The sequence below is a fragment of the Sphingomonas sp. RS6 genome, from assembly GCF_054489705.1.
Genome location: NZ_JBTMWM010000001.1, coordinates 697988 through 722328, shown reverse-complemented (window position 1 = coordinate 722328; position 24341 = coordinate 697988). Strand labels below are relative to the sequence as shown.

Annotated in this window: 25 protein-coding genes; 12 read left to right on the top strand and 13 right to left on the bottom strand. The window is 67.3% G+C overall.

Annotated features, from left to right (window positions below):
• Window positions 1-43: 43 nt before the first annotated feature.
• Both ACX40Y_RS03440 and ACX40Y_RS03435 read left to right on the top strand, forming a co-directional pair.
• Window positions 44-2767 (top strand): ATP-dependent DNA helicase, encoded by a 2724-nt coding sequence (locus ACX40Y_RS03440; protein WP_459118130.1) that lies wholly within the window; start codon window positions 44-46, stop codon window positions 2765-2767.
• Window positions 2764-3300 carry a SixA phosphatase family protein gene (locus ACX40Y_RS03435; RefSeq protein ID WP_459118129.1) on the top strand — a complete coding sequence of 179 codons (537 nt, stop codon included), beginning with the start codon at window positions 2764-2766 and terminating at the stop codon, window positions 3298-3300. The genes ACX40Y_RS03440 and ACX40Y_RS03435 overlap by 4 nt, the downstream gene beginning before the upstream one ends.
• 15 nt (window positions 3301-3315) lie before the next feature.
• Here the strand turns inward: ACX40Y_RS03435 and ACX40Y_RS03430 are convergent, their stop codons facing one another.
• The 5 genes from ACX40Y_RS03430 to rpmF form a co-directional block, all read right to left on the bottom strand.
• Window positions 3316-3651, bottom strand: coding sequence for a MerR family transcriptional regulator (locus ACX40Y_RS03430; protein WP_459118128.1), 336 nt, complete (start codon window positions 3649-3651; stop codon window positions 3316-3318).
• 5 nt (window positions 3652-3656) lie between these two features.
• Window positions 3657-3956, bottom strand: coding sequence for an integration host factor subunit alpha (locus tag ACX40Y_RS03425; RefSeq protein ID WP_459118127.1), 300 nt, complete (start codon window positions 3954-3956; stop codon window positions 3657-3659).
• 152 nt (window positions 3957-4108) lie between these two features.
• Window positions 4109-5080, bottom strand: a complete 972-nt coding sequence (locus ACX40Y_RS03420; RefSeq protein WP_459118126.1) for a beta-ketoacyl-ACP synthase III — start codon at window positions 5078-5080, stop codon at window positions 4109-4111.
• 39 nt (window positions 5081-5119) lie between these two features.
• Window positions 5120-6151, bottom strand: a complete 1032-nt coding sequence (gene plsX, locus ACX40Y_RS03415) for a phosphate acyltransferase PlsX (RefSeq protein WP_459118125.1) — start codon at window positions 6149-6151, stop codon at window positions 5120-5122.
• Between the two features lie 29 nt (window positions 6152-6180).
• Window positions 6181-6360 carry a 50S ribosomal protein L32 gene (gene rpmF, locus ACX40Y_RS03410; RefSeq protein WP_459118124.1) on the bottom strand — a complete coding sequence of 60 codons (180 nt, stop codon included), beginning with the start codon at window positions 6358-6360 and terminating at the stop codon, window positions 6181-6183.
• 204 nt (window positions 6361-6564) lie between these two features.
• Between rpmF and ACX40Y_RS03405 the strand changes: the two genes are divergently transcribed.
• Window positions 6565-6966 (top strand): MAPEG family protein, encoded by a 402-nt coding sequence (locus ACX40Y_RS03405; protein WP_459118123.1) that lies wholly within the window; start codon window positions 6565-6567, stop codon window positions 6964-6966.
• A 9-nt stretch (window positions 6967-6975) separates the two neighbouring features.
• On the opposite strand, the gene ACX40Y_RS03400 is transcribed toward ACX40Y_RS03405, so the two are convergent.
• The gene (locus ACX40Y_RS03400; RefSeq protein ID WP_459118122.1) at window positions 6976-7659 is read right to left on the bottom strand and encodes an MBL fold metallo-hydrolase; all 684 of its coding nucleotides are present in this window, start codon (window positions 7657-7659) and stop codon (window positions 6976-6978) included.
• 80 nt (window positions 7660-7739) lie between these two features.
• Between ACX40Y_RS03400 and pabB the strand changes: the two genes are divergently transcribed.
• Genes pabB through msrA form a run of 3 tightly spaced genes read left to right on the top strand, consistent with a single transcriptional unit; the run spans window position 7740 to window position 11447 of the window.
• Entirely contained in the window at window positions 7740-9506 is a 1767-nt protein-coding gene (gene pabB, locus ACX40Y_RS03395; protein ID WP_459118391.1) for an aminodeoxychorismate synthase component I, read from the top strand.
• A gap of 35 nt (window positions 9507-9541) precedes the next feature.
• Window positions 9542-10741 carry a pyridoxal phosphate-dependent aminotransferase gene (locus ACX40Y_RS03390; RefSeq protein WP_459118121.1) on the top strand — a complete coding sequence of 400 codons (1200 nt, stop codon included), beginning with the start codon at window positions 9542-9544 and terminating at the stop codon, window positions 10739-10741.
• 40 nt (window positions 10742-10781) lie between these two features.
• On the top strand, window positions 10782-11447 hold the full coding sequence (gene msrA / locus ACX40Y_RS03385; protein ID WP_459118120.1) for a peptide-methionine (S)-S-oxide reductase MsrA: 666 nt from the start codon (window positions 10782-10784) through the stop codon (window positions 11445-11447).
• A gap of 42 nt (window positions 11448-11489) precedes the next feature.
• On the opposite strand, the gene ACX40Y_RS03380 is transcribed toward msrA, so the two are convergent.
• The 3 genes from ACX40Y_RS03380 to mgtE all read right to left on the bottom strand — a co-directional run bounded on the left by ACX40Y_RS03380 (window position 11490) and on the right by mgtE (window position 14155).
• The gene (locus ACX40Y_RS03380) at window positions 11490-12170 is read right to left on the bottom strand and encodes a PEPxxWA-CTERM sorting domain-containing protein (RefSeq protein ID WP_459118119.1); all 681 of its coding nucleotides are present in this window, start codon (window positions 12168-12170) and stop codon (window positions 11490-11492) included.
• A gap of 143 nt (window positions 12171-12313) precedes the next feature.
• On the bottom strand, window positions 12314-12715 hold the full coding sequence (locus ACX40Y_RS03375) for a DUF1489 family protein (protein ID WP_459118118.1): 402 nt from the start codon (window positions 12713-12715) through the stop codon (window positions 12314-12316).
• Between the two features lie 36 nt (window positions 12716-12751).
• Window positions 12752-14155: a magnesium transporter gene (gene mgtE / locus ACX40Y_RS03370; protein ID WP_459118117.1), complete on the bottom strand. Its 1404-nt coding sequence runs from the start codon at window positions 14153-14155 to the stop codon at window positions 12752-12754.
• A gap of 158 nt (window positions 14156-14313) precedes the next feature.
• Here mgtE and ACX40Y_RS03365 point away from each other — a divergent pair, with 158 nt between their 5' ends.
• Window positions 14314-14769 (top strand): peptidylprolyl isomerase, encoded by a 456-nt coding sequence (locus tag ACX40Y_RS03365; protein ID WP_459118116.1) that lies wholly within the window; start codon window positions 14314-14316, stop codon window positions 14767-14769.
• A 43-nt stretch (window positions 14770-14812) separates the two neighbouring features.
• Here the strand turns inward: ACX40Y_RS03365 and ACX40Y_RS03360 are convergent, their stop codons facing one another.
• Window positions 14813-15703 carry a LysR substrate-binding domain-containing protein gene (locus ACX40Y_RS03360; protein WP_459118115.1) on the bottom strand — a complete coding sequence of 297 codons (891 nt, stop codon included), beginning with the start codon at window positions 15701-15703 and terminating at the stop codon, window positions 14813-14815.
• A 299-nt stretch (window positions 15704-16002) separates the two neighbouring features.
• Between ACX40Y_RS03360 and ACX40Y_RS03355 the strand changes: the two genes are divergently transcribed.
• The gene (locus tag ACX40Y_RS03355) at window positions 16003-18288 is read left to right on the top strand and encodes a CDC48 family AAA ATPase (protein ID WP_459118114.1); all 2286 of its coding nucleotides are present in this window, start codon (window positions 16003-16005) and stop codon (window positions 18286-18288) included.
• Window positions 18289-18305: 17 nt separating this feature from the next.
• On the opposite strand, the gene ACX40Y_RS03350 is transcribed toward ACX40Y_RS03355, so the two are convergent.
• Together ACX40Y_RS03350 and ACX40Y_RS03345 are read right to left on the bottom strand one after the other, a co-directional pair.
• The gene (locus tag ACX40Y_RS03350) at window positions 18306-19586 is read right to left on the bottom strand and encodes an MFS transporter (RefSeq protein WP_459118113.1); all 1281 of its coding nucleotides are present in this window, start codon (window positions 19584-19586) and stop codon (window positions 18306-18308) included.
• Window positions 19583-19906, bottom strand: coding sequence for an antibiotic biosynthesis monooxygenase family protein (locus ACX40Y_RS03345; protein ID WP_459118112.1), 324 nt, complete (start codon window positions 19904-19906; stop codon window positions 19583-19585). The genes ACX40Y_RS03350 and ACX40Y_RS03345 overlap by 4 nt, the downstream gene beginning before the upstream one ends.
• Window positions 19907-19991: 85 nt before the next feature.
• Here ACX40Y_RS03345 and ACX40Y_RS03340 point away from each other — a divergent pair, with 85 nt between their 5' ends.
• Complete coding sequence (locus tag ACX40Y_RS03340) at window positions 19992-20744, top strand: sulfite exporter TauE/SafE family protein (RefSeq protein ID WP_459118111.1); 753 nt, start codon at window positions 19992-19994, stop codon at window positions 20742-20744.
• 29 nt (window positions 20745-20773) lie between these two features.
• Here the strand turns inward: ACX40Y_RS03340 and ACX40Y_RS03335 are convergent, their stop codons facing one another.
• Window positions 20774-21709 (bottom strand): ribose-phosphate pyrophosphokinase, encoded by a 936-nt coding sequence (locus tag ACX40Y_RS03335; protein WP_459118110.1) that lies wholly within the window; start codon window positions 21707-21709, stop codon window positions 20774-20776.
• 114 nt (window positions 21710-21823) lie between these two features.
• Between ACX40Y_RS03335 and gltX the strand changes: the two genes are divergently transcribed.
• From gltX to ACX40Y_RS03320, 3 genes are all read left to right on the top strand, one after another.
• Window positions 21824-23158 (top strand): glutamate--tRNA ligase, encoded by a 1335-nt coding sequence (gene gltX / locus ACX40Y_RS03330; RefSeq protein ID WP_459118109.1) that lies wholly within the window; start codon window positions 21824-21826, stop codon window positions 23156-23158.
• 108 nt (window positions 23159-23266) lie between these two features.
• The gene (locus ACX40Y_RS03325) at window positions 23267-23932 is read left to right on the top strand and encodes an energy transducer TonB (RefSeq protein WP_459118108.1); all 666 of its coding nucleotides are present in this window, start codon (window positions 23267-23269) and stop codon (window positions 23930-23932) included.
• Between the two features lie 59 nt (window positions 23933-23991).
• The gene (locus tag ACX40Y_RS03320) at window positions 23992-24339 is read left to right on the top strand and encodes a hypothetical protein (RefSeq protein WP_459118107.1); all 348 of its coding nucleotides are present in this window, start codon (window positions 23992-23994) and stop codon (window positions 24337-24339) included.
• Window positions 24340-24341 lie beyond the last annotated feature (2 nt).

Sequence of the window (24341 nt, the reverse complement as noted above, 5' to 3'; positions counted from 1 at the left end):
CCCCTGTTCAATCGGAACACAGCGTGTACAACGCCCGGTGCCGATGCCGCCGCTCCCGTATCCCGCGCTGCACGCCAGCCATTCGGGCGTCTGGATCGCCACCGCTGATCAGACGCGCGCGATCGGGCGGGGCGAGGCGATCCGCATCGCCGCCGACACGCCCGTGATCCTGCTCAACGCACCGCTGATCGGGCAACGGCTGGGCCATCCCGAACTGAACGGGCTCGATCTGCTCGAGCTGTTCGCGTTTCTCTATCCCGCCCGTTTCATGGTGCCGACGCCCAAGGGCGTGGCCCGCGCCTGTGGGCTGACGCCGCCGGGCGAGGAATCGGCGATCGCCGGCTTCCTTCGCGATGCGGCGGAGACGATGCTGGCGGCAGCCGAGGGCGATTGGCCCGAGCGCGAGGGCGCGTGGCATGGGCTGCAATCGCTCGGCCGCCTGCGCTGGCCCTGGGTGGCGGCGCTCGGCCAGCGGATCGTCAAGCCCGAACGGGCCGAACGTTGGCTGTTTGCCCGGCTACCCGAATGGGAGGAGGGTGTTCCGCGTCCCGCGCCGCGTACCGTTACCATCGAGGGCGAAGCGGTGGCCGATCGACTCGCGCGGTTGACCGGATCCGGCGCCGAGCGGCGGCAGGGCCAGCGCGACTATGCGGCGGCCGCAGCACAGGCCTTCGCGCCGCGCAGCGTGGCGGACAGCCCCAATCTGGTGCTGGCGGAAGCTGGGACGGGAATCGGCAAGACGCTCGGCTATTTGGCACCCGCGTCGCTCTGGGCCGAGCGATCGGGCGGCGCAGTGTGGGTTTCGACCTTCACCAAGGCGTTGCAGCGGCAGCTGGGCAATGAAGGCGAACGGCTGTTCCCCGATGCGGCCGAGCGGCGCCGGCGGATCGTGACGCGCAAGGGGCGCGAGAATTATGCGTGCCTGCTCAACCTCGAGGACGCATTGCAGGGGGGATTTGCCGGGCGGGCGGCGATCCTGGCGCAGCTGGTCGCGCGCTGGGCGGCCTATACCGCCGACGGCGACATGGTGGGGGGCGATCTGCCAGGCTGGCTGCCGACGCTGTTTCGACGCAACGGATCGACCGCGCTGACCGACCGGCGCGGCGAGTGCATCTATGCCGGCTGCCCGCATTACCGCAAATGCTTCATCGAACGCGCCGCCAGGGCGAGCGTCGACGCCGATATCGTCATCGCCAACCATGCGCTGGTGATGGTCAATGCCGCGCGCGGACGCGAGGCGCAGGCGCGGCCGACCCGTTATGTGTTCGACGAGGGGCATCATCTGTTCGATGCCGCCGATGCGATGTTCTCGGTCGCGCTCACCGGGCAGGAGGCGATCGAGCTGCGGCGCTGGGTCACCGGCCCCGATTCGGGATCGCGCGGGCGCCGGCGCGGCCTCGCGGCGCGGCTGTCCGACGTGGCGAGCTATGACGATGCGGGCGCGGCAGCGATCGCCGAAACGGTCGACGCGGCGCGTGCGCTGCCGAGCGACGGCTGGCTGCAGCGACTGCACGAGGGCGAACCGTTCGGCCCGATCGAGGCGCTGCTCGCGGCGGTGCGCGGCCTCGTCTACGCACGCGACAGCCAGGGCGCGGCGGATGCCGGCTACGGGCTCGAGACCGAACTGACCGCGCCCGACCCGGCCCTGGTCGACGCCGCGGGCGCGGCCGGCGAGGCGCTGGATGCGCTGCTGCGGCCGATGGTGGCACTCGGGCGGCGGCTGGAAGCCGTGCTCAACGACGCACCCGACTGGATGGACGGGCCGGCACGGGCGCGGATCGAAGGCGCGATCGCCTCGCTCGGCTGGCGCGCGGAGACGGTGGGGGCATGGCTCGCGCTGATCGCGCGGGTGGGCGGGCCGGCCGATGCCGCGTTCGTCGACTGGCTGGCGGTCGAGCGGGTCGAGGGGCGCGAATATGATGTCGGGCTGCACCGCCACTGGCTCGATCCGGCGCAGCCGCTGGCGGAAGTGGTGCTGAAGCCTGCGCACGGCGTGCTCGTCACCTCGGCAACGCTGCGCGCCGGTGGCGACTGGGCCGTGGCGGAGGCGCGATCGGGCGCCAGGCACCTGATGCGCCCGGCGCACCGCTTCGAGGCGGCGAGCCCGTTCGACTATGCCGCCCAGGCCGAGGCGCTGATCGTCACCGATGTCAAGCGCGGTGACGTGGCGGCGCTGGCCAATGCCTATGCCCGGCTAATCGTCGCGGCGGGCGGCGGCACGCTGGGGCTGTTCACGGCGATCCGCCGGCTGCGCGCGGTGCATGCGCGGATCGCCGACCGGCTGGCGCGCGAAGGGCTGCCGCTGCTCGCACAGCATGTGGATCCGGTCGATACCGGCACGCTGGTCGACATCTTCCGCGACGATCCGCGCGCCTCGCTGATCGGCACCGATGCACTGCGCGACGGGGTGGACGTGCCTGGCGAATCGCTGCGGCTGGTGGTGATGGAGGGTGTGCCCTGGCCCAAGCCGAGCGTGCTGCACGCGGCGCGGCGGCTGGCGGGCGGCGGCAGCGCCTATGACGACCGGATCGTGCGCGCGCGGCTCGCGCAGGCGTTCGGCCGCCTGATCCGCCGCGCCGACGATCGCGGCTGCTTCGTGCTGCTGTCGGCGGCGAGCCCGTCGCGGCTGCTCGATGCCTTTCCTCCCGGCACGCGGATCAGCCGGGTGCCGCTCGACGAGGCGGTGGCACGGGTGCGGCTTTCCTTGGCGCCGCGCATCGGGCATGACGTAGCGGCAACCGTCGGCACCACCCCAGGAACCCCATGAAGACGCTGCTCGTGCTCCGCCACGCCAAATCGGGATGGGACGATCCTGTTGCGCGCGATTTCGATCGATCGCTGAACGCCAAGGGGCATCGCGCGGCGCGGACGGTCGGCCGCTATCTGCGCGACGAGGCGCTTGATTTCGGCCTCGTCGCGGCATCGCCGGCGCAGCGGGTCAAGGAAACGCTGGATGAGGTCGCCAGTGGCTATGGCGCCCGGATGATGCCGCAATGGGACCAGCGCATCTATCTCGCCTCGGCGGCGACGCTGCTCGACCTGATCCAGGAATGGCCCGACAGCGTCGATACGGTGCTGCTGGCCGGCCACAATCCCGGTCTGGAGGAACTGGTGCTCGCGCTCAGCGCCGAAGGCGGATCGCTTCGCGATGCCGTCGAGCAGAAATTCCCGACCGCTGCGCTCGCCGAACTTCATCTCGCGATCGACCATTGGGCCGATGCGTCCGAGTCATGTGCCACGCTCATCCGGTTCGTGCGGCCGCGCGACCTCGATCCCAGCCTTGGGCCCGACGGTCACTGAATCGGCTGCTATTGATCAGGCAGGCGTGTCCTGGGTCAGCGCGTCGGCAAGATCGTCGCGGATCGCCTGGAGCGCGGCCGACCGGCCCTTGCCCCGCGCGGCCTTTTCCGCGGCAAGCAGCCGCTGGACGCCGCGGATCGTATAGCCTTCATCGCTGAGAAGATGGTGGATTCGCCGCACCAGCGCGACGTCGTCCGGCCGGTAATAGCGTCGATTGCCCGCCCGGGTGAGGGGCTTGAGCTGGGGAAAGCGGGTTTCCCAGTATCGCAGAATGTGCTGGGGCCGGCCGATCTCTTCGGCAAGCTCGCCGATCGTACGCAACGCGCCAGCGGCCTTTTCGGTCGCCGGCATGGGACTTACCTCGCCTCGACGATGCGGTCGCGCATCATCTGGCTGGCGCGGAAGGTGAGCACCCGCCGCGGTGCGATCGGCACTTCGACGCCGGTCTTGGGATTGCGGCCGATCCGCTCGCCCTTGTCGCGAAGCACGAAGCTGCCGAAGCCGGAAATCTTCACATTCTCGCCACGCCCCAGCGCTTCGCACATATGCTTCAGGATTTGCTCGACGATCCGCGACGCATCGGCGCGCGACAGCCCGACTTCGCGGTGAAGCGACTCGGCAAGATCAGCACGTGTGAGCGTTCCGGCTTCACTCATCTCAGCAAGTCCCTTCGTTATCGGCATGTACCAAAACTAGCATTTGGGTGCGGACTAGCAAGACACATCTTGAAGCGCCAGTAATGCGATAGAAACATTCTGGAAAACTACGTAGGTCGCGGCGGCGCCATCTCGCGCGCCTCGCGCTCGTATCAGAAGCGAACCACCGCTGCGCCCCAGGTGAAGCCTCCGCCCATCGCTTCCAGCACGAGCAACTGTCCGCGCCGGATACGGCCGTCGCGAACCGCCGTGTCGAGCGCGAGCGGGACCGACGCGGCCGACGTGTTGGCGTGCCGGTCGACCGTCACCACCACCTGTTCGGGTGCGAGATCGAGCTTGCGCGCGGTGGCGTCGAGGATGCGGGCATTGGCCTGATGCGGCACGACCCAGTCGACATCGCTCGTCTCCAGGCCGGCAGCGCCCAGCGCTTCCTGCATCACGGCGGCGAGGTTGACGACGGCGTGGCGAAATACCTCCCGGCCCTTCATTCTCAGCTTGCCGACCGTTCCCGTGGTCGACGGGCCACCATCGACATAGAGAAGCTCGTTGTGACGGCCATCGGCATGGAGCCGCGTGGCAAGAATGCCACGCGGCGCGTCATCCGGGCTGTCCTGCGCCTCGAGCACCACCGCGCCGGCGCCATCGCCGAATAGCACACAGGTGGCGCGATCCTCCCAGTCGAGGATACGGCTGAACGTCTCGGCGCCGATCACCAGCGCGCGACGATGGGCGCCCGCGCGCAGCATCGAATCGGCGACCTGGAGCGCGTAGAGAAAGCCCGAGCAGACCGCCGCGACGTCGAACGCAACGCAATCGTCGATGCCCAGCGCATGCTGGACGCGCGTTGCCGTTGCCGGAAAGGTCTGGTCCGGGGTCGCGGTGGCGAGCACGATCAGATCGATCGCCCCCGCCTCGATCCCCGCCGCATCGAGCGCGGCACGCGCGGCGCCGGTCGCCAGCGTGCTCGTGGTTTCGTCAGGCCCGGCGATGTGGCGAAAGCGGATTCCGGTCCGTTCGACGATCCATTCGTCGCTGGTGTCAACCTGAGCGGCAAGCTCGGCGTTCGACATGCGTCGCGCCGGGAGCGCCGAGCCCGTGCCGAGAATCACCGAACGCACGGTCATGCAACGCTATCCATTCTTGTCACCAGGCCATTCTCGTCATCAGGCCGCCTTGGCCTCGAAATTTCCAAGATCATCGGCGATCCGGCGGGTGAGATCGTCGCGCACCATCTTCGCGGCAAAGCCGATCGCAGTGTCGACACCCACTTCGTTGGCACCGCCGTGACTTTTCACGACGATTCCGTTGAGCCCGAGAAAAACCGCGCCATTGTGGTTGTTCGGATCGAGGTGGTGCCGCAGCAGATCGGTTGCCGGCTTCGAAATCAGGAAGCCGAGCTTTGACCGGGTCGAGCTCTGAAAGGCGCGGCGCAGCAGATCGGCGACGAACCGGGCGGTCCCCTCCGCCGTCTTGAGCGCGATATTGCCCGAGAATCCGTCGCACACGATCACATCGACATCGCCGCGCGACAATCGGTTGCCCTCGATGAAGCCGGTGAAGCGGAGCGGCAGGTGCGATGCGGCGCGCAGCTGGGCCGCGGCATCGCGGATGCTGTCGGTGCCCTTCATCTCTTCGGTGCCGATATTGAGCAGCGCAACGCGCGGTCGATCGAGATCGAGCGCGGTGCGCGCATAGGCGGCTCCCATCACCGCGAACTGCACCAAATTGCGGGTATCGACTTCGGTGTTGGCGCCCAGATCGAGCATCACCGAATCATTGTCGCCCAGCGTCGGCATCAGCGCGGCCAGCGCCGGCCGATCGATGCCGGGCATGGTGCGCAGCGACAATTTGGCCATCGCCATCAGTGCGCCGGTGTTGCCCGACGAAACGGCGGCACCGGCACGGCCCTGCTTCACCTGATCGATGGCGATTCCCATCGAGGTGGTTTTGGCCCGGCGAATCGCCTGGCTCGGCTTGGCGTCGGCCGCAACGACCTCGGCCGCGTGGACGATCTCTGACGCAGCAGCAAGGTTGGGATGAGCCGCCAGGCCCTCCCGCAATCGCGTTTCATCACCGACGAGGATGAATTCCATCCCCTCGAAGCGACTCCGGGCACGCGCGGCACCGGCCAGCATGACGGCAACCCCCTCGTCGCCGCCCATCGCATCGACGGCGATTCGCGAGGGCATGGTCATGCCGGTCGTCCCCCGTGTCGGTTCGCGGCTCAGCCCTCGACCGAAACGATCTCGCGGCCGTTATAGTGGCCGCAGGCATTGCAGAGGTTGTGCGGGCGCTTCAGCTCGCCGCAGTTCGGGCATTCCTGGAATGCCTGGACGGTGAGCGCATCGTGCGACCGGCGCATGCCACGCCGCGACGGCGAAGTCTTTCTCTTGGGAACGGCCATTTCGGCACCTTACAAATAACGGACAGAATCAAAAGTCGCGATACGCCCACAGGCCTAATCGGGCAAGCGACGGCTGAGCCGGCCGCTCGCCGGACCAGCGGACAGGTCACGAAGCGAGCCCGCGCGTATAGCGATTCTTCTCCGCGTTGCAAGCGTCGGCCGCACATGCCAGTGGTGCAAGGCGAAGGATTTGTGGGGGTGGCGATGTTCTTTCTTCCGGTGACGCTGGTTAGTGCCGGTGCCGCGGCATTGATCAACCTGTGGTTGGCCGTGCGCGTGATTCAGATGCGATTCGCCGGCAACGTGCTGATGGGCGATGGCGGCAACCCGCGACTGGTGGCGCGGATGCGCGCCCAGATGAATTTCATCGAATATACGCCGATCGTGCTGATCCTGATCGGCCTGATCGAACTCGCGCGCGGCAGCCAGCTGATCCTGTGGATCGCGTCGACCGCCTATCTGATCGGCCGCCTGCTGCATCCGTTCGGCATGGACGGCTGGCTGATCGGCCGGCAGATCGGCACCGCCACCACCCTGATCGTGATGACCGGCCTGGGCCTCTATGCGGTGTGGCTCGGCTATGCCGGGCTGAATCCGCTGCATTGACGCGCGCGATCAGGCGCGGGCGAGCACCGAATCGGCGACGAACGGATTGGTGCGTCGTTCGTGGCCGAAATTGCTCGCCGGGCCGTGTCCGGGCACGAACACCGTGTCGTTGCCCAGCGGCCAGAGATTGCGCGTGATCGAATCGATCAGGTCCTGATGATTGCCCAGCGGGAAATCGGTGCGCCCGATCGAGCCCTGGAACAGCACGTCGCCGACGATCGCGAGGCGCGACGGCGCGTGGTGGAACACGACATGGCCCGGCGTGTGGCCGGGGCAGTGATAGACGTCGAGCACGAGTTCGCCCACGGTCACCTGGTCGCCGCCCACCAGCCAGCGGTTCGGCTCGAACGGCGCGCCGCGCACGCCATAGCGGCGGCCGTCATCTTCCAGCCGGGCGATCCAGAAGCGATCATCCTCGTGCGGGCCTTCGATCGGCACGCCCAGCGACTTGGCGAATTCGCCGGCGCTGCCGCAATGATCGATATGGCCGTGCGTAATCAGCAGTTTCTCGATCGTCACGCCATGCTGCTCGGCAGCGGCGCGGAGCCGATCGAGATCGCCGCCGGGATCGACAAAGGCGCCCCGCATCGTTTTGGTGCACCAGATCAGCGAACAATTCTGCTGGAGCGGGGTGACGGGCACGATCGCCGCACGCAGCGGCATCGCCTCGGGCGCAGGGGGCGTGGTGGACATGCCCAAGAGCTAGTCGTCCGCGTCCCCCGTCGCAACACGGGGTTGCTGCGCAACGGTGCCGGCGGCAGACGGGCGTGGTGATGTTGCCCACGACACCGTTCGTCCTGTTCGATGATGCCCGCGCAGACGGCCGTCCGGCCCGGCTCTATGCCGATCCGGTCGCGATCGTCACCGCCGATACGCACGATGCCGTTGCCCCGGCGCTCGAACGCCTGCGCAAAGCGACGGCCGATGGCCTCGATGCGGCGGGCTATCTTGCGTATGAAGCCGGGGCCGCATTCGAACCGGCCGTGCCGGTGCGCGCTGGCGGGCCGCTGCTCTGGTTCGGCCTGTTCCGCGGCTTTCGCGAGATCGAGCAGGCCCGGTTGCCTGGCCTTTTACCCGATCCGGCGGGCGCCTGGGCGGGACGGCCGCGTCCCCAGATTGGCCGCGACACCTATGAACGGGCGATGCGCCGCGTGCTCGACTATATTGCCGCGGGCGATCTCTATCAGGCGAACCTCACCTTCGCCGCGACGGTGCCGATCGCCGGCCATCCGGCTGCGCTCTATGCGTTGTTGCGCGCGCGCGCGCAGGCGGGGCATGGCGCGCTGGTATCGACCGGGACGCGGTGGTTGCTCAGCCTCTCGCCCGAGCTGTTCTTCACGCTCGATGACGGGCGGCTGACGGCGCGGCCGATGAAGGGCACCGCGGCGCGCGAGGCCGATCCGCTGCATGACGCAGCGGCGGCAGCGGCACTGCGCGACGATCCCAAGCAGCGCGCGGAAAATCTGATGATCGTCGATCTGATGCGCAACGATCTTGGCCGTGTGGCGAAGCCCGGCAGCGTCGCGGTGCCGGCGCTGTTCGATATCGAGCGCTATCCGACGGTGCATCAGATGACGTCGACGGTGACCGCCGACCTGATTGACGGAGCGGGACCGGTCGATGCGTTGGCGGCACTGTTTCCCTGTGGCTCGGTGACCGGTGCGCCGAAGATTCGCGCGATGCAGGTGATCGATCAGGTCGAATCGGGGCTGCGCGGCGTCTATACGGGCTCGATCGGATGGATCGGGGCCGATCGCGATGCACGCTTCAACGTCGCGATCCGCACGCTCGCAATCGATTCGGCCGAGCAGGCGCTCATGGGGCTTGGATCGGGCGTGGTCGCCGATTCGCAGGTCGACTCGGAATGGCGCGAATGCCTTGCCAAGGGCGCCTTCGTGACGGTTGGCGAGCGCGGCTTCGACCTGATCGAGACGATGCGCTTCGATCCCGAAGAGGGGATTTTGCTGCTCGATCGCCATATCGATCGTATCCGGACGAGTGCGCTCCAGTTCGGCTTTCCGTTCGATCGGCACATCGTCCGCAACGAGCTTCAGGCCGCGACCTTCCGGCTGCGCTTGCCCGCGCGGGTGCGGCTGGTGGTGGGGCCATCGGGTGCCATCGCGATCGGCATCGCGCCGCTGCCCGATGCGCCCTCCGGGCCGGTTGCGGTGCGCGTGGTGAAGCGCGAAGTCGCGCGAGACGACTTCCGGCTCGCGCACAAGACCAGCCGGCGGCGGCTTTACGATGCACCGCGGCGTGCGGCGGGAAGCTGGGAGGTGGTGTTCACCGATAACGACGGATTCCTGACCGAGGGCAGCTTCACATCGATCTTTGTCGAGCGTGATGGCGTGCTGGTGACGCCGCCGCGTTCGCGCGGGCTGCTGCCGGGCGTGTTGCGGGCGGAACTGATGGCGCAGGGCCGCGCGGTCGAGGGCGATCTGCGCCCGGATGACCTGGCAGGGGGATTCTTCGTCGGGAACGCGCTTCGCGGACTGGTTTCAGCCGTTACAGTTGCGGAAGACGCGGGCGGCGACCTATAGGCGCCGGCGTCCCTCCCGGAAAAGGCGCCAGACCCATGCAGACTTCCGCCGCGCTCCAGCGCATCCAGCCCTCCGCCACGCTCGCCATGACCAGCCGCGTGTTCGAGCTGAAGCGTCAGGGCGTCGACGTGATCGGGCTGGGTGCGGGCGAGCCCGATTTCGACACGCCCGATTTCGTCAAGGAAGCCGCGATCGAGGCGATCCGCGGGGGCAAGACCAAATACACCAATGTCGATGGCACGCCCGAGCTGAAGGACGCGATTGCGCAGAAGTTCAAGCGCGACAACGGCCTGGACTATACGCCCGCCGAGATCACCGTGAATGTCGGCGGCAAGCACACGCTGTTCAACGCGATCGTCGCGACGGTCGAGGCCGGCGACGAGGTGATCGTGCCGGCGCCCTATTGGGTAAGCTATCCCGACGTCGTCCAATTTGCAGGCGGCACCCCCGTCTTCATCGCCGCGGGCGCCGATCAGAACTACAAGATCACGCCAGCCCAGCTCGAGGCGGCGATCACGCCCAAGACCAAGTGGGTAATTCTCAACTCGCCGTCCAACCCCACGGGCGCTGCCTATTCGGCTGCCGAGCTTCAGGCGCTGGGCGAGGTGATCGAGCGCCACCCGCAGGTCTGGGTGTTCGCCGACGACATGTATGAGCACATCCTGTACGATGGTTTCGAATTCGCGACGATTGCGCAGGCCTGCCCGGCGCTGTTCGACCGCACGCTTACTGTCAATGGCTGCTCCAAGGCCTATGCGATGACCGGCTGGCGCATCGGCTTCGCCGGCGGCCCCGCGCCGCTGATCAAGGCGATCGCCAAGCTCCAGTCGCAGTCGACGTCGAACCCCTGCTCGATCGCGCAGGCGGCCGCCGTCGCCGCGTTGACCGGCGATCAGGGCTTCCTCAAGGACCGGGCCGCCGCCTTCCAGACGCGCCGCGACCTAGTGGTCGGCATGCTCAACGAGATTGACGGCATGACCTGCCCGACGCCGGAGGGGGCGTTCTACGTCTATCCCGAGTTCAGCGGGCTGATCGGCAAGACCACGCCCAAGGGCAAGACGATCGCCACCGACGAGGACATGATCGGCTATCTGCTCGACGACGCGCGCGTCGCGGCGGTGCATGGTGCGGCGTTCGGCCTGTCGCCGGCGATGCGGATCAGCTATGCCACGTCGGAGGCGCTGCTGCGCGAGGCCTGCACCCGGATCCAGGCGGCCTGCGCCGACCTGCGCTGACGCACAGGGCGCGCGGCGGACGGGCTCGAGAGCGAGGACGATGGCGATGCGCGCGCTGATTGTGACTACTCTGATCGTCGCCGCCGGCGGTGCATCGCTGCTGGCGGCGACCCCGGCGCCGGCCGACAAGGCGGTGGCGATTCCGGCACCGGCGCTCGATTCGACCAAGACGCGGGGCGAGCAGGTCGCGGTGCTCGCCGGCGGCTGCTTCTGGGGCATGGAGGCGGTCTTCCAGTCGGTGAAGGGCGTCCATTCGGTGACCAGCGGCTATGCCGGCGGCACCGCCGAAACCGCCAGCTATTCGCGGGTTTCGACCGAGAAGACCGGCCATGCCGAGGCGGTACGGATCGTTTATGACCCCGCTCGGATCAGCTATGGCACGCTGCTGCGCATCTATTTCGCGGTGGCGCACGATCCGACCCAGCTCAACCGGCAGGGCCCCGACCGCGGTCCCAGCTATCGATCGGCGATCTTTCCGCAAACGTCCGAGCAGCGACGGATTGCGACTGCCTATATCGCGCAGCTCGGCCGCGCCAAGGCATTCGCCCGGCCGATCGTGACCAGGATCGAGCAGGGCGCCTTCTATCCGGCCGAGGAAAGCCATCAGGACTTTTTCTGGCGGCACCCGACGCACCCTTATATCGTGCGCTGGGACAAGCCGAAGGTGGCGGCGTTCCGCGCCGCCTTCCCGCAACTCGCCAATTGAGGCGGCCGGCGGCGGCAGCACCGCCGCCGGCCGGCCCGCGGATCAGGCGAACGACACCGCGCGGCGCCGCGTCCGCAGGCTTGCGCCGGCAAAGCCGAAACCGCCGATCAGCAAGCCCCAGGCTGCGGGCTCGGGCACGCCGGTCGGGTTCGGCGCAGCTCCGTTGAAGCTGAAATTGTCGGCGCTGCCGAGGCGATTGAGCCCGAAGCCGATCGCGCCCGTGGCAGGGCCGAAGCCATAGTCATAGCTGAAGCTCTGCGTTCCCCAGCCCATGTCGATCGATAACGTCGCGACCGATCCCTCGTAGCTGGCGGTGACGCGGCCGTTGAAGAAGGGGTTGAGATCCTTGAGCCCGTTCAGGAAGCCATTGTTCCCGGTGTAGAAACCATAGGAATCGAACGCGCCATCGCCATTATTGTCCTGCACCTTGATGAAGAAGCTGTCCGCCGAAGGGTAGCCGAACGAAAGCGCGACATAGCTGCCCGAATCAGCGCCGCGCAGCGCCACGTCGATCGACGCGCTGGTCGCGGTCTGATCATTGTAGACGGCGAGGCCGGTGAAGGTGCTGACGGCAGCGCCATCGAGAATCGAGACATTGCCATAGCTGGTATAGTTGGGCCCGAGATTGGCGCCGATCGGCCGATCGAAATCGTCGGTGATCTGCGCATGGGCGGTACCGCAGGCGCATGCCAGCGCCGCGGCGAAGAGGACGGTCTTGAACATGTTTTCCTTCCAGAATTGGGCGACCGCCGATGTGCAGGTCGCTTCTGGCGCGGCCCTGTGGTGAAGGAAGGTTCAAGCGTCACGCACCGCGCGACGGGGGCGACGAACGCGCGACGAGGCGTTGGCCCCGTCCAGGCTCGCGGTCAGATCAGGCCAAGCCCGGCAAGTTCGCCAATCAGCGACGGCGGCATCGAATCGACGCCGGCCTCGCCGCGGTCGAGATCGGCGGGCGAATCGGCATCTTCGAGATAGCGCCAGCCCTGATGCGCGCGCTTCGGCCGCGCCTGGACGAGGATCAGCCGCGGCTCGAGCAGGATCGCGGTGCGCCCGCCCTCCGCCTCGCCAAAGCCGAGGATCGGCGAGCGACCGACCAGCTGATGCTTGAGGATCCAGAACAAGGATCCGCCCGCAATCTCGGCGTGGCGCTTGGGCAGATAGCGCGTGGTGAGCGCGACGCCGCCGGTCTCAGCGCGGGCCTCCAGTCGCGAGCGGAGGAAATCGACGCTGTCGCAGGCAAAGGCGACCTTGGTGAGATGAAGCGGCACGTCGCCGATCTGGGCGCGCGCGCGCCCGCGATCAAGTCAGCCTGCGACGTTGAACAGCATTGCCAAGCCCAAAAACGAGAAGAAGCCCATGCAGTCGGTACAGGTGGTGACGAACACCGACGAGGCGACTGCCGGATCGACGCGGAACCGGTCGAGCGCCACCGGCACGAACACGCCGGCCAGCCCCGCCACGAGATTGTTGATCAGGATCGCCAGGCCGAACACCGTCGCCAGGTCACTCCGCCCGAACATGAAATAGGTGCCCACGCCGATCAGCACGCCCAGCGCCAGGCCGTTCGACGCGGCGATGCGCAGTTCGCGCCAGATCATCCGGCCGGTATTGGTGTCGGTCAGCTGGTTGGTCGCGATCGCGCGGACGACGACGGCGAGCGTTTGCGTGCCGGCATTGCCGCCCATCCCCGATACAATCCCCATCAGCGCCGAGAGCACCGCATATTTGGCGATCTCCGCATCGAACAAGCTGACCACCGACGCCGCCAGCATCGCCGTGGGCAGGTTGACCAGCAGCCACATCAGCCGTGTCCGCACGGTGAGCAGCACGGGCTCGTTGATGTCGCCTTCGCCGGCCCCCGACAGGCGAAGGATATCTTCGCCGGCTTCCTGCGAAATGATGTGGACGACGTCGTCCACGGTGATCATGCCGACCAGCCGACCATTGGTATCGACCACCGCCGCCGAGATCAGCGCGTATTTCTGGAAGCGCAGCGCCACTTCCTCCTGGTCCATATCGACCGGGATCAGCGTCTGTTCGCGCTTCATGACGTCGCTGACCAGAATCGTGCGCGGCGTGCGCAGGATCCACGAAAGCTCGCAGGTGCCTATCGGCTTGTGTGCCGGATCGACGACGAAGATTTCCCAGAAATCGGTGGTCAGCGCATCGTCGCCGCGCAGATAATCGAGCACATCGCCGACGGTCCAATGCTCGGGTACCGCGATCAGCTCGCGCTGCATCAGGCGGCCGGCGGATTCCTCCGGATAGGACAGCGCCTCCTCGATCGCGGCGCGATCGTCGGGGTCGAGCGCGCGCAGCACCTCGCGCTGGTCCTCGACGTCCATGTCCTCGATGATCGCGACCGCGTCGTCGGTATCGAGTTCGGCGGCGATGTCGGCCACCTGGTGTGGCTCGAGCGCGTCGACCAGTGCCTCGCGCACCCAGTCGTTCATTTCCGCCAGCACGTCGCCGTCGATCAGATCGGAGATCGCGGTGACCAGCGCGGCGCGCTGATCGGCGGGCGTCAGTTCGACCAGATCGGCGATGTCGGCGGGATGCAGCGGCGCGACCAGCGCATGGGCGGTCTCGTTCTCGCCGTCCTCGACCGCGGCGAGCACCGAGTAGACGAATTCGGGCTTGAGCCGATCGTCCTCGTCGAGCTGGCTTTCGGGCGCGGCCTCGTCTTCTTGCAGTTCGGTCTCGCTCATCGTCCGACCTCCCACGCTGCGGCCACGATAGGCGCCGCTGCCACTCCGCGGGCCGATTTGCAACCCGGTGCGGTGCCATCGTCGTGCCTGGCGACATTGCCGATTTCGGAACGAAGCCCTAGGGCGGGGATTGAAACCGCTTTTGCAGGAGTAGCCCGATGGCCGAACCCAATATGCTCGTGATGACGCTCGAAACCGGCGATGTGCGCATTCGCCTTCGCCCCGATCTTGCCCCGAACCATGTCGAGCGTATCACCGGCCTGGCCGAAGAAGGCTTTTACGACGGCGTCGTGTTCCACCGCGTGATCGACGGGTTCATGGCGCAGGGCGGTGATCCCACCGGCACCGGCATGAGCGGTTCGGACAAGCCGGATCTGGCGCAGGAGTTCAGCAAGGCGCCGCATTCGCGTGGCGTATGTTCGATGGCGCGGACGATGAATCCGAACAGCGCCAACTCGCAGTTCTTCATCTGCCTCGACGACGCCAACTTCCTCGATGGCCAGTACACCGTCTGGGGCGAGGTGGTCGAAGGCATGGAGCATGTCGACGCGCTGCCCAAGGGCGAGCCGCCCGCGAACCCGGGCAAGATCGTCAAGATGCGCGTCGAAGCCTGAGACGCCCGCCGCCATTCGCCCCGGTAGCCGGGGCGGGTGGCGATCAGGCCGGTTCGGGGCCGAGCGCTTCGACCAGCCAGTCGTGGAACAGCCGCACCGGGCGCAGCGTCAGCGCGCGCGGGCGGCACACGAACCAGTAGCTGTAATGGCTCTCGACCGTCAGGTCGAACAGCCGGACGAGGCGATCGTCGCGTGCCGACTGGTAATGCGCCTCCAGCATGAAGGCGACGCCGAGTCCCTGGGCCGCCGCCTCGAGCATCAGATTGCCCGAATCGAACAGGTCGATCGCCGCGGGTTCGAGGTCGGGATAGCCGGCCGCGACGCGCCATGCGGTGAACGTCTCCGGCATTTCGCGATGGACCAGCGCCGTGAGCCGCGAAAGATCGGCCGGATCGCGAACCGGATTCGGCCCTTCCACCAGGCTGCGCGCGCCGATCACGTGCACGCGGTTGCGATCGAGCCGGCGCGAATAGAAGCCGGGATCGATATCTCGCGCGATGACGATTGCCGCGTCGAGCCCGTCGCCCAGCCGCGCCACGCCGTGGCTGGCGGTATCGACGTCGAGATGCAGTTCGGGATGGCGGCGCTTGAGTTCGGGCAGGCGGGGCAGCAACTGCTGTGTGGCGTAGAGCGGCAGCACGCCGAGGCGTAGCCGGAGCAGTTCGCTGCCGCTCGTCATCGTCTCGATTGCATCGGCCATCGTGTCGAGTGCCGGCGCGATCAGGCCCAGCAGACGATCGCCATCATCATTCAGCCTCAGCGACTGGTGACGCCGTTCGAACAGCGGCTTGCCGATGAAGCGTTCGAGCGCCTGGACCCGCCGGCTGAGCGCCGGCGATGACAATGCAAGCTCTTCAGCCGCGGCCTTGATCGAGCCGAGGCGGGCAACCTGGACAAAGGCTTCGATCGCCGTGAGCGGCGGGAGGCGGCGCATGGGTGGTTACTTTCATTGTGCGATGCAGCATTAGCCAGGGCGCGCGTGGCAAACCTTTGCAACCGCCACGAATCCCTCCGGCGTCTCCCCGCTACTATCGTTCGGGTAATTCGTGATTGCAAGCGGTGCACGCAATACCGGTAATTTTCGCACTTGCACAAGATCATGCCGCGGTGCACACAGGACGGGCCTTTCAGGCATCCTCTCCTAAAACTTTTCAAAGGCCGCCCCGATGGGCGGCCCTTTTTTTTGCCTTCGCCGTTCTTAGCTTTCGGGGCCAAGCCACGAAGGAATCCAGAATGGCCGATGACGAAACCCGCAATCGCCGGCTCCAGGTCGCCAATGCGCGGCCCGAGGACAGCGGCCGCGGGCTTGCCCATATTCCGCGCAGCCTGATGGGTGCACTGGGCATTACCGAAGGCGATGTGATCGAAATTGTCGGCAAGCGTGCGACGCCCGCGCGTGCCGTGCTGCCTTATCCGGAGGATGAGGGGCTGGAGCTGCTGCGCATCGACGGGCTTCAGCGCGCCAATGCCGGCGTCGGCTCGGGCGACTTTGTCGAGGTACGCCGGGTCGAATCGAAGCCGGCCACGCGCGTGGTGTTCGCCCCCGCGCAGGCCAATCTGCGGTTGCGCGGGACGGGCGAGGCGCTGAAGCGGACGTTCTTCGCGCGGCCGCTCACGGCCGGCGACACGATTGCGACGGTGGGCCATCAGCGCGCCGATGTGCCGCCCAACGTCGCCCAGTTCGTCCGCGCGCCCGCCTATGCGTTGCAGGAGATCCGGCTGGCGGTGCTGTCCACCGTGCCCCGGGGTGTGGTGCATATCGATGAGAATACCGAAGTCGAGCTGCGCCCCGAATATGAGGAGGCGAAGGAAAGCCGCCGCGCCGATGTGACCTATGACGATATCGGCGGCATGGCCGGGACGATCGACCAGCTGCGCGAGATGGTCGAGCTGCCGCTGCGCTACCCTGAATTGTTCCAGCGGCTGGGCGTCGATCCGCCCAAGGGCGTGCTGCTGCATGGGCCGCCCGGCACCGGCAAGACGCGGCTCGCCCGCGCAGTCGCGAACGAGAGCGATGCCAGCTTCCACCTGATCAACGGGCCCGAGATCATGGGTTCGGCGTACGGCGAATCGGAGCAGCGGCTGCGCCAGGTGTTCGAGGAGGCGGCGAAGAACGCGCCGTCGATCGTGTTCATCGACGAGATCGATTCGATCGCGCCGAAGCGCGGCCAGGTGACCGGCGAGGCGGAAAAGCGCCTCGTCGCCCAGCTGCTGACGTTGATGGACGGGCTGGAGGCGCGGGCGAACATCGTCGTCATCGCCGCCACGAATCGCCCGGAGGCGATCGACGAGGCGCTGCGGCGGCCGGGCCGGTTCGATCGCGAGATCGTCGTCGGCGTGCCGGACGATCGCGGGCGGCGCGAAATCCTGGGCATCCATACCCGCGGCATGCCGCTGGCCGACGATGTCGACCTGGCCGAGCTGTCGCGCACCACCTATGGCTTTGTTGGCGCCGATCTCGCCGCGCTCACTCGCGAGGCGGCAATCGAGGCGGTGCGGCGGCTGATGCCGAAGCTCAACCTCGAGGAAGGGACGATCCCGCCCGAGGTGCTCGACACGCTGTCGGTGATCCGCGACGATTTCCTGGAGGCGCTCAAGCGCGTCCAACCTTCGGCGATGCGCGAGGTGATGGTGCAGGCGCCCACGATCCGCTGGGACGATGTTGGCGGGCTCGACGACGCGCAGATGCGGCTGAAGGAAGGCGTCGAGCTGCCGCTCAAGGATCCGGACGCATTCCGGCGGCTGGGCATCCGGCCGGCCAAGGGTTTCCTGCTCTATGGTCCCCCCGGCACCGGCAAGACGCTGCTCGCCAAGGCCGTCGCGCGTGAGGCGGAGGCGAACTTCATCGCCACCAAGTCGAGCGACCTCTTGTCCAAATGGTATGGCGAGAGCGAGCAGCAGATCGCCCGGCTGTTTGCCCGAGCGCGGCAGGTCGCGCCGTGCGTGATCTTCATCGACGAGCTCGATTCGCTGGTGCCGGCGCGTGGCGGCGCGATGGGCGAGCCGCAGGTGACCGAGCGCGTGGTCAACACCATTCTTGCCGAAATGGACGGGCTGGAGGAGCTTCAGTCGGTGGTGGTGATCGGGGCGACCAATCGGCCGAACCTGATCGATCCCGCGCTGCTCCGCCCGGGCCGGTTCGACGAACTCGTCTATGTCGGTGTGCCCGACAAGGCCGGGCGCGAGCGCATCCTGCGTATCCAGACGGCGAAGATGCCGCTGGCTGCCGATGTCGACCTCGGCTCGATCGCCGAGCAGACCCAGCGCTATACCGGCGCCGATCTGGAAGACGTCGTCCGCCGCGCGGGCCTCGTCGCGCTGCGCCAGTCGCTGGCCACGCGCGAAGTGACGATGGCGCATTTCGAGGAAGCGCTGAAGGACTCGCGCGCCACCGTCACGCCGGAGATGGAGAACGAGTACGAAGCGATGTCGGGCAAGCTGAAGCAGCAGGCCTCGTCGATCCAGCCGATCGGCTTCATTGCGCCGGGGATGCTCGAAGGCCGCGGGCCGAAGGGTTGAGGCGGAGCGGGCGGGGGTCAGGCCTCCGCCCGCGTCGCTGCCCATGCATAAGCGAGCAGCAACGCAAGCCCCGCTGCCGCGACCAGGAAGGGGAGCGCCCCCCAGACTTCGTACATGCCGACGCCGATCGAGGGGCCGAGCACGAATGCTGCCCCGTTTATCGAAGTGACGCGGCCGGCGACCGAGCCTTGCGCATGCGGGCCGACCGCGAGCGACGCGCCGGCGGTGAAGCCCGGCCGCGCGAAGCCCATGCCGAGCGCGATCGTCGCATAGCCGAGCGCGATGCCGTACAGGCTGGTCGCCCCCGCCGTGGCGATGCAGCCGGCGGCGGCGAGCGCCGCACCGATCAGGATCAGCGCCCGGGGCCGCAAGTCGAGCAACGGGATCAGCCCCCATTGCACGAGCAGCGATGCACCTGCGCCCATCATCAGCACCAGCCCGGTCGGTTCCAGTGCGTCGACCGGTGCGAGCCGAAGCCGATCGATGATCAGGAAGCCGATCGCCTGGCCGGTCATCGCCTGGGCATGGCCGGTGACGAGTCCGGCGATCATCCACGCCCGCACGCGCGGATCGAAGGTGCCGACATGTTCGACATGCTCGCCGGTTGCCGCCGCCACCGTGGCGCCTGTGCCCTGGCCGCCGATCGACGGATAGCTCGCCATCGCGCCGTGGCCGTCGCCTTCGTCGGCAGGAAGCAGCCGAAAGACCGCGACGAGCAGCACCAGGCCGATCGCGCTCGCTGCGAAGGCCGGCCCCGACAATCCGATCAGCGGCCCGCCGGGCCAGAGATGGCCCATCACCAGATAGGGCGCGATCGCTGGCCCGAGAATCGTACCGAGCCCGAAGGCGGAGGCGAGCAGGGTGAGCGCGCGCGTACGCTCGTCACGGCTGGTGCGGCTCGCGACGATCGCCTGCACCGCCGGCGGCGCGGCCGAACCGAACCCGCCATAGATCATGCGCCCGACGACGAACGCGGCGAAGGTGGCAAAGGGACCGAGCACGCCGTTGATGCCGAGCGCGAGGCACAGGCCGCACAGCGCCAGCGAGGCGGTGAAGCCGGTGACGCCGAGCAGCACCATCGCCCGCCGGCCGGCATGTTCCGATCGCGTGGCCCAGACCGGCGCGGTGAGCATCCAGAGCAGCGCGGAAACCGAAAACACCGCCGCCACGGCGCTGTCGGGCGCGTGCAGCGAACGGCCGAGCGCCGGCAGCACCGATTGCAGCGCGGTGTTTCCCGCAGCGATCACGAGCATCACCGCGAACATCAGCGCGAAATCGCGGTCGATTGCCCGTTTCACGGGCGATGCCAGCGATAGCCGCGCTCGACGCGGGTGACGACCACTTCATACCATTCGTACCAGCGTTCGCGGCCGAGCGCGCGAATCCGTTCATGCTCGGGATGAGCGCGCCACGCGCGCGCGCTGTCGTCATCCGCCCAATAGCTGATCGTGATGCCGACGCCGTCGTCACCGCGGCGCGATTCCATGCCGCAATAGCCCGGCTGCGTCAGCGCGAGCGACTCCATCGCCGTCGCCGCTGCCGCGTAGCCGGCGTCATCGGCATCGGTGCGTTTCGATATGAACAGCACCGCGATCTGGCCTGCGCGCGCCTCTCCCATGCCTGTCTTCTAGATGGGCAGGCCGGGCTTGCAAATCGCGCCCGTGACTTTCCAACGCCGCCGCCGCCTGCGAAAGCGGCCAGCGATGATCACCGACTGGCATTTCTATGCGCTCGCCGTTCCTGCCGTGCTGCTGCTCGGCCTGTCCAAGGGCGGGTTCGCGGGCATGGGGGCGCTCTCGCTGCCGATGCTGGCGCTGGCGATCGATCCGGTGCGTGCCGCCGCGATCACGCTGCCGATCCTGATCCTGCAGGATGTGGTGAGCGTCTGGGCGTTCCGCCGCACGGTGGACTGGCGGCTGATCGGTTGGATGCTGCCCGGATCGATGGCGGGAATCGCGCTCGGCTATGGCTTTGCTGCCAGTGTCGAGCCGGTGCTGGTGCTCGCGGCGGTCGGCGCGATCTCGATCCTGTTCGGCATCTATCGGCTCTGGGCAAGCGGGCGCAGCGTGCCGGCGCTGGCCGCGCGCTGGCCCGACTGGGTGGGCAGCCTGTTCGGGGTGGCCTCGGGCTTCACCAGCCAGATCGCCCATGCGGGGCAGCCACCGTTTCAGCTATGGGTGCTGCCGCGCGGGCTTGCCCGCGACCGGCTGGTGGGAACGACCGCAATCTTCTTCGCCGCGACCAACTGGATCAAGGTGCCGGCCTATGCCGCGCTCGGCCAGTTCACGGCCGCCAATCTGCTGACGTCGGCGGCGCTGTTTCCGCTTGCGCTGGTGTCGACGCTGGCGGGGGTATGGCTCGTCCGCCGCGTATCGCCCGAGCGATTCTACACCGCGATCTACATGCTGATGATCGCGGTGGGTGCGGCGCTGATCTGGGAAGCGGTGGCCAAATAGATACTCCCCGGCACGGGGAGTACCAAAACTCAATCGAACAGGCTGGAGACCGAGCTTTCGTCGGCGATGCGGCGAATCGCTTCGGCGAGGAGCGGTGCGATCGTCAGGTGGCGGGTCTTCTCGCTGCCGGCGATCACCGCATGGTTGCCGATCGAATCGGTGATGACCAGTTCGCGCAGCGCCGAGCTTTCGACGCGCGCCACCGCGCCGCCCGACAGCACGCCGTGGGTACAATAGGCGACGACATCTTCGGCGCCCGCGGCCTTGAGCGCGGCGGCGGCGTTGCACAGCGTGCCGGCCGAATCGACGATGTCGTCGATCAGGATGCAGAAACGCCCTTCGACATTGCCGATGATGTTCATCACTTCCGATTCGCCGGGGCGTTCACGACGCTTGTCGACGATCGCGAGCGGCGCATTGTCGAGCCGCTTGGCCAGCGCGCGCGCACGGACCACGCCGCCGACGTCGGGCGAGACGACCATCCACTGCTTGTCGATGAAGCGCGTCTGGATATCGGCCGACATCACCGGTGCGGCGAACAGATTGTCGGTCGGAATGTCAAAAAAGCCCTGAATCTGCCCGGCATGGAGATCGGCCGAGAGCACGCGATTGGCGCCGGCGGTGGTGATCAGATTGGCGACCAGCTTGGCCGAAATCGGCGTGCGCGGGCCGGGCTTCCGGTCCTGGCGGGCGTAGCCGAAATAGGGGAGCACCGCCGTGATCCGCTTGGCCGACGCGCGGCGCAGCGCGTCGATCATGATCAGCAACTCCATCAGATTGTCGTTCGCCGGATAGCTGGTCGACTGGAGCACGAACACGTCCTCGCCGCGGACATTTTCGAGAATCTCGACGAAAATCTCTTCATCGGCGAAGCGGCGCACGTTCGCCTGGGTGAGCGGGATCTCCAGATATTCGGCGATCGCCTGTGCCAGCGGCATGTTCGAATTGCCGGCCATGAGTTTCATTGGTTCGTGGCCTCCTATGCCCCGCTGCGCTGTCCCGTGCGCCCCCTTAGTGCGACGTTTCCGTGACGCAAAGGGGGCATTGCGGCGGGCAGCGTGCCAGCTTAGGCCGCAGGCATGACCGTGATCACCCGTTTCGCCCCGAGCCCGACCGGTACGCTCCATGTCGGCAACCTGCGGACAGCGCTGCATAACTGGCTGTTTGCGCGCCGGCATGGCGGGCAATTTCTGCTGCGGATCGACGATACCGACGGCGTCCGTTCCGAGGAACGCTTTGTCGAGGCGATCCGCGCCGATCTCGCCTGGATGGGGATGCAGCCGGACGATGAGGCGCGCCAGTCGGCGCGATTCGCCCGCTACGAGGCGCGGTTTGCCGAACTCGTCGCGTCGGGCCGCGTCTATCCGGCCTATGAGACGGCACAGGAACTCGAGCTCAAGCGCAAGGTGCTGCTCGGGCGCGGGCTGCCGCCGGTCTATGACCGCGCCGCGCTGGCACTGAGCGATGCCGATCGCGCGCGACTGGAGGCGGACGGCGTTCGGCCGCACTGGCGGTTCCGGCTCGATCACGCTGCGCCGATCGAATGGGACGATCTGGTGCGCGGGCCGCAGCGATTCGACCCCAGGCTGATGAGCGATCCGGTGGTACGGCGGGCCGACGGGTCGTGGCTCTATCTGCTGCCGAGCGTGATCGACGATATCGACATGGGAATCACCCACGTCGTTCGCGGCGAGGATCACGTGTCGAACACCGCGACGCAGATCCAGATGTTCGATGCGCTGTCCGGCGCGGTGCCGCAGTTCGCGCATGAGGCGCTGCTGACGGGTGCCGAGGGCAAGCTCTCCAAGCGGCTCGGATCGCTGGGGGTCGCCCATTTCCGTGAGGCCGGCATCGAACCACAGACATTGGCCGCGCTGCTTGCGCGGCTGGGCACCAGCGATCCGGTGGAGGCGTTCGCCGATCCGGCGCCGCTGATCGCCGGTTTCGATTTCGGCCGGTTCGGCCGTGCCCCGGCAAGGTTCGACGAGGCCGAACTGGCCCAGCTCAATGCGCGCATCGTTCACCAGCTCAATCACGCTGCGGTTGCCGATCGGCTGCCGGCCGGCATGGGGCCGAAGGCCTGGGCGGCGATTCGGCCCAACCTGTCGACTGTGGCCGAGGTGGTGGACTGGTGGGGAGTGATCGAAGGGCCGATCGAGTCGGCGACTCCGGGCAGCGAGGATCGCGACTATCTAGCGCGGGCGCATGCGGTGGCTTCGGCGTTGAACTGGTCAGGCGATCCGTGGCGCGCGCTGACCGACGCGCTGAAGGCCGAGACAGGACGCAAGGGCAAGGCGCTGTTCCTGCCGCTTCGCCGTGCGCTCACCGGCCGGGATCACGGGCCGGACATGGCCGCGCTGCTGCCCCTGATCGGCAAGGATCGTGCGCTCGAGCGGCTTGCCGCAACGGGATGAGCGATTTGCCGGCCAAAGCGATGATATATTGCATCTTGTAATGACATGTTGCATCATCTCATTCAGTCGGCGTTCACAGACCGGCGATGGAGAAGGAGTGCAAAGGCCATGCATGCCGATCGTTATCAGTCGAAGGCGCCACGCTCCCTGGGGGCCGGCGGCGCACTGCTCATCAATGGCGTCATCATCACGGGCATGATCTTCGCCGCGCCGAACATCCTGGTGGTCGAGCATCCGGAGAAGTTCATCACGACGGATATTCCGCTCGACATGACGGAGCCGCCGCCGATCGATGAGCCCCCGGTCGCCAAGGTGCAGCCGCGAACGATGCCAGTGCCGACCGCGCCCAAACCAGAAATCGCGCCGACCACCGAAAACACCTCGACGGCGACCGATGTAATCCCGGATGTGCCGGTGGTGACGAAGACCGTGCTCGATCCCGGACCGCCGATCGCGATCGATCCGCCCAAGCCGGTGGCGGTTCTGGTCGGTGCGACGCAGGACCCGCGCTATGCCCGCGATTTCCAGCCCGACTATCCGACGCAGGAGCTCCGCGCCCAGCGCGACGGGCTGGTCAAGATCCGCGTGCTGATCGGCATCGACGGACGGGTGAAGGCGGTTGAACCGGTGAGCGCGACCAGCGATGCTTTCTTCGCGGTCACCCAGCGCCAAGCGCTCGGCAAATGGCGCTTCAAGCCGGCGACGCGCGGCGGCGTGCCCGAAGAGAGCTGGAAAACGATGGCGGTGCGGTTCCGGCTCGCCGATATGCGCTAACACGATCGGGGACGCGGGGGCTGGCCCTCGGCTGCTCGCGTCCCTATCTTGCCGGCGCGATGACGTTCCTCAAATATATCTCGCCGCTTCGTGCGCTTCGCGATCTGCGCGGCTATCTGGCGACACGCAAGAAGCACGAACTCTGGTTCATGATCCTCGCGCTCGTGGTGACGTTCGTCGTCATCGTCGCGTTCGTGAAGGATTCGCACGTGCCGGTCCCGTACGAAAAGAACATCATCTATGTGGACAGCTGGCCGATCACGCGCACCCAGGCGGAAATCCGCGCGCAGCAGCGAGTGGATGAGGCGAAGCGTCAGGAAGAGGAAGCGGCCTTCCAGGCGCGGCTGAAAAAGCGCCAGGCCGAATTCAAGAAATATGACGACTGGCTAGAGAAGCACGGGATTTGAAC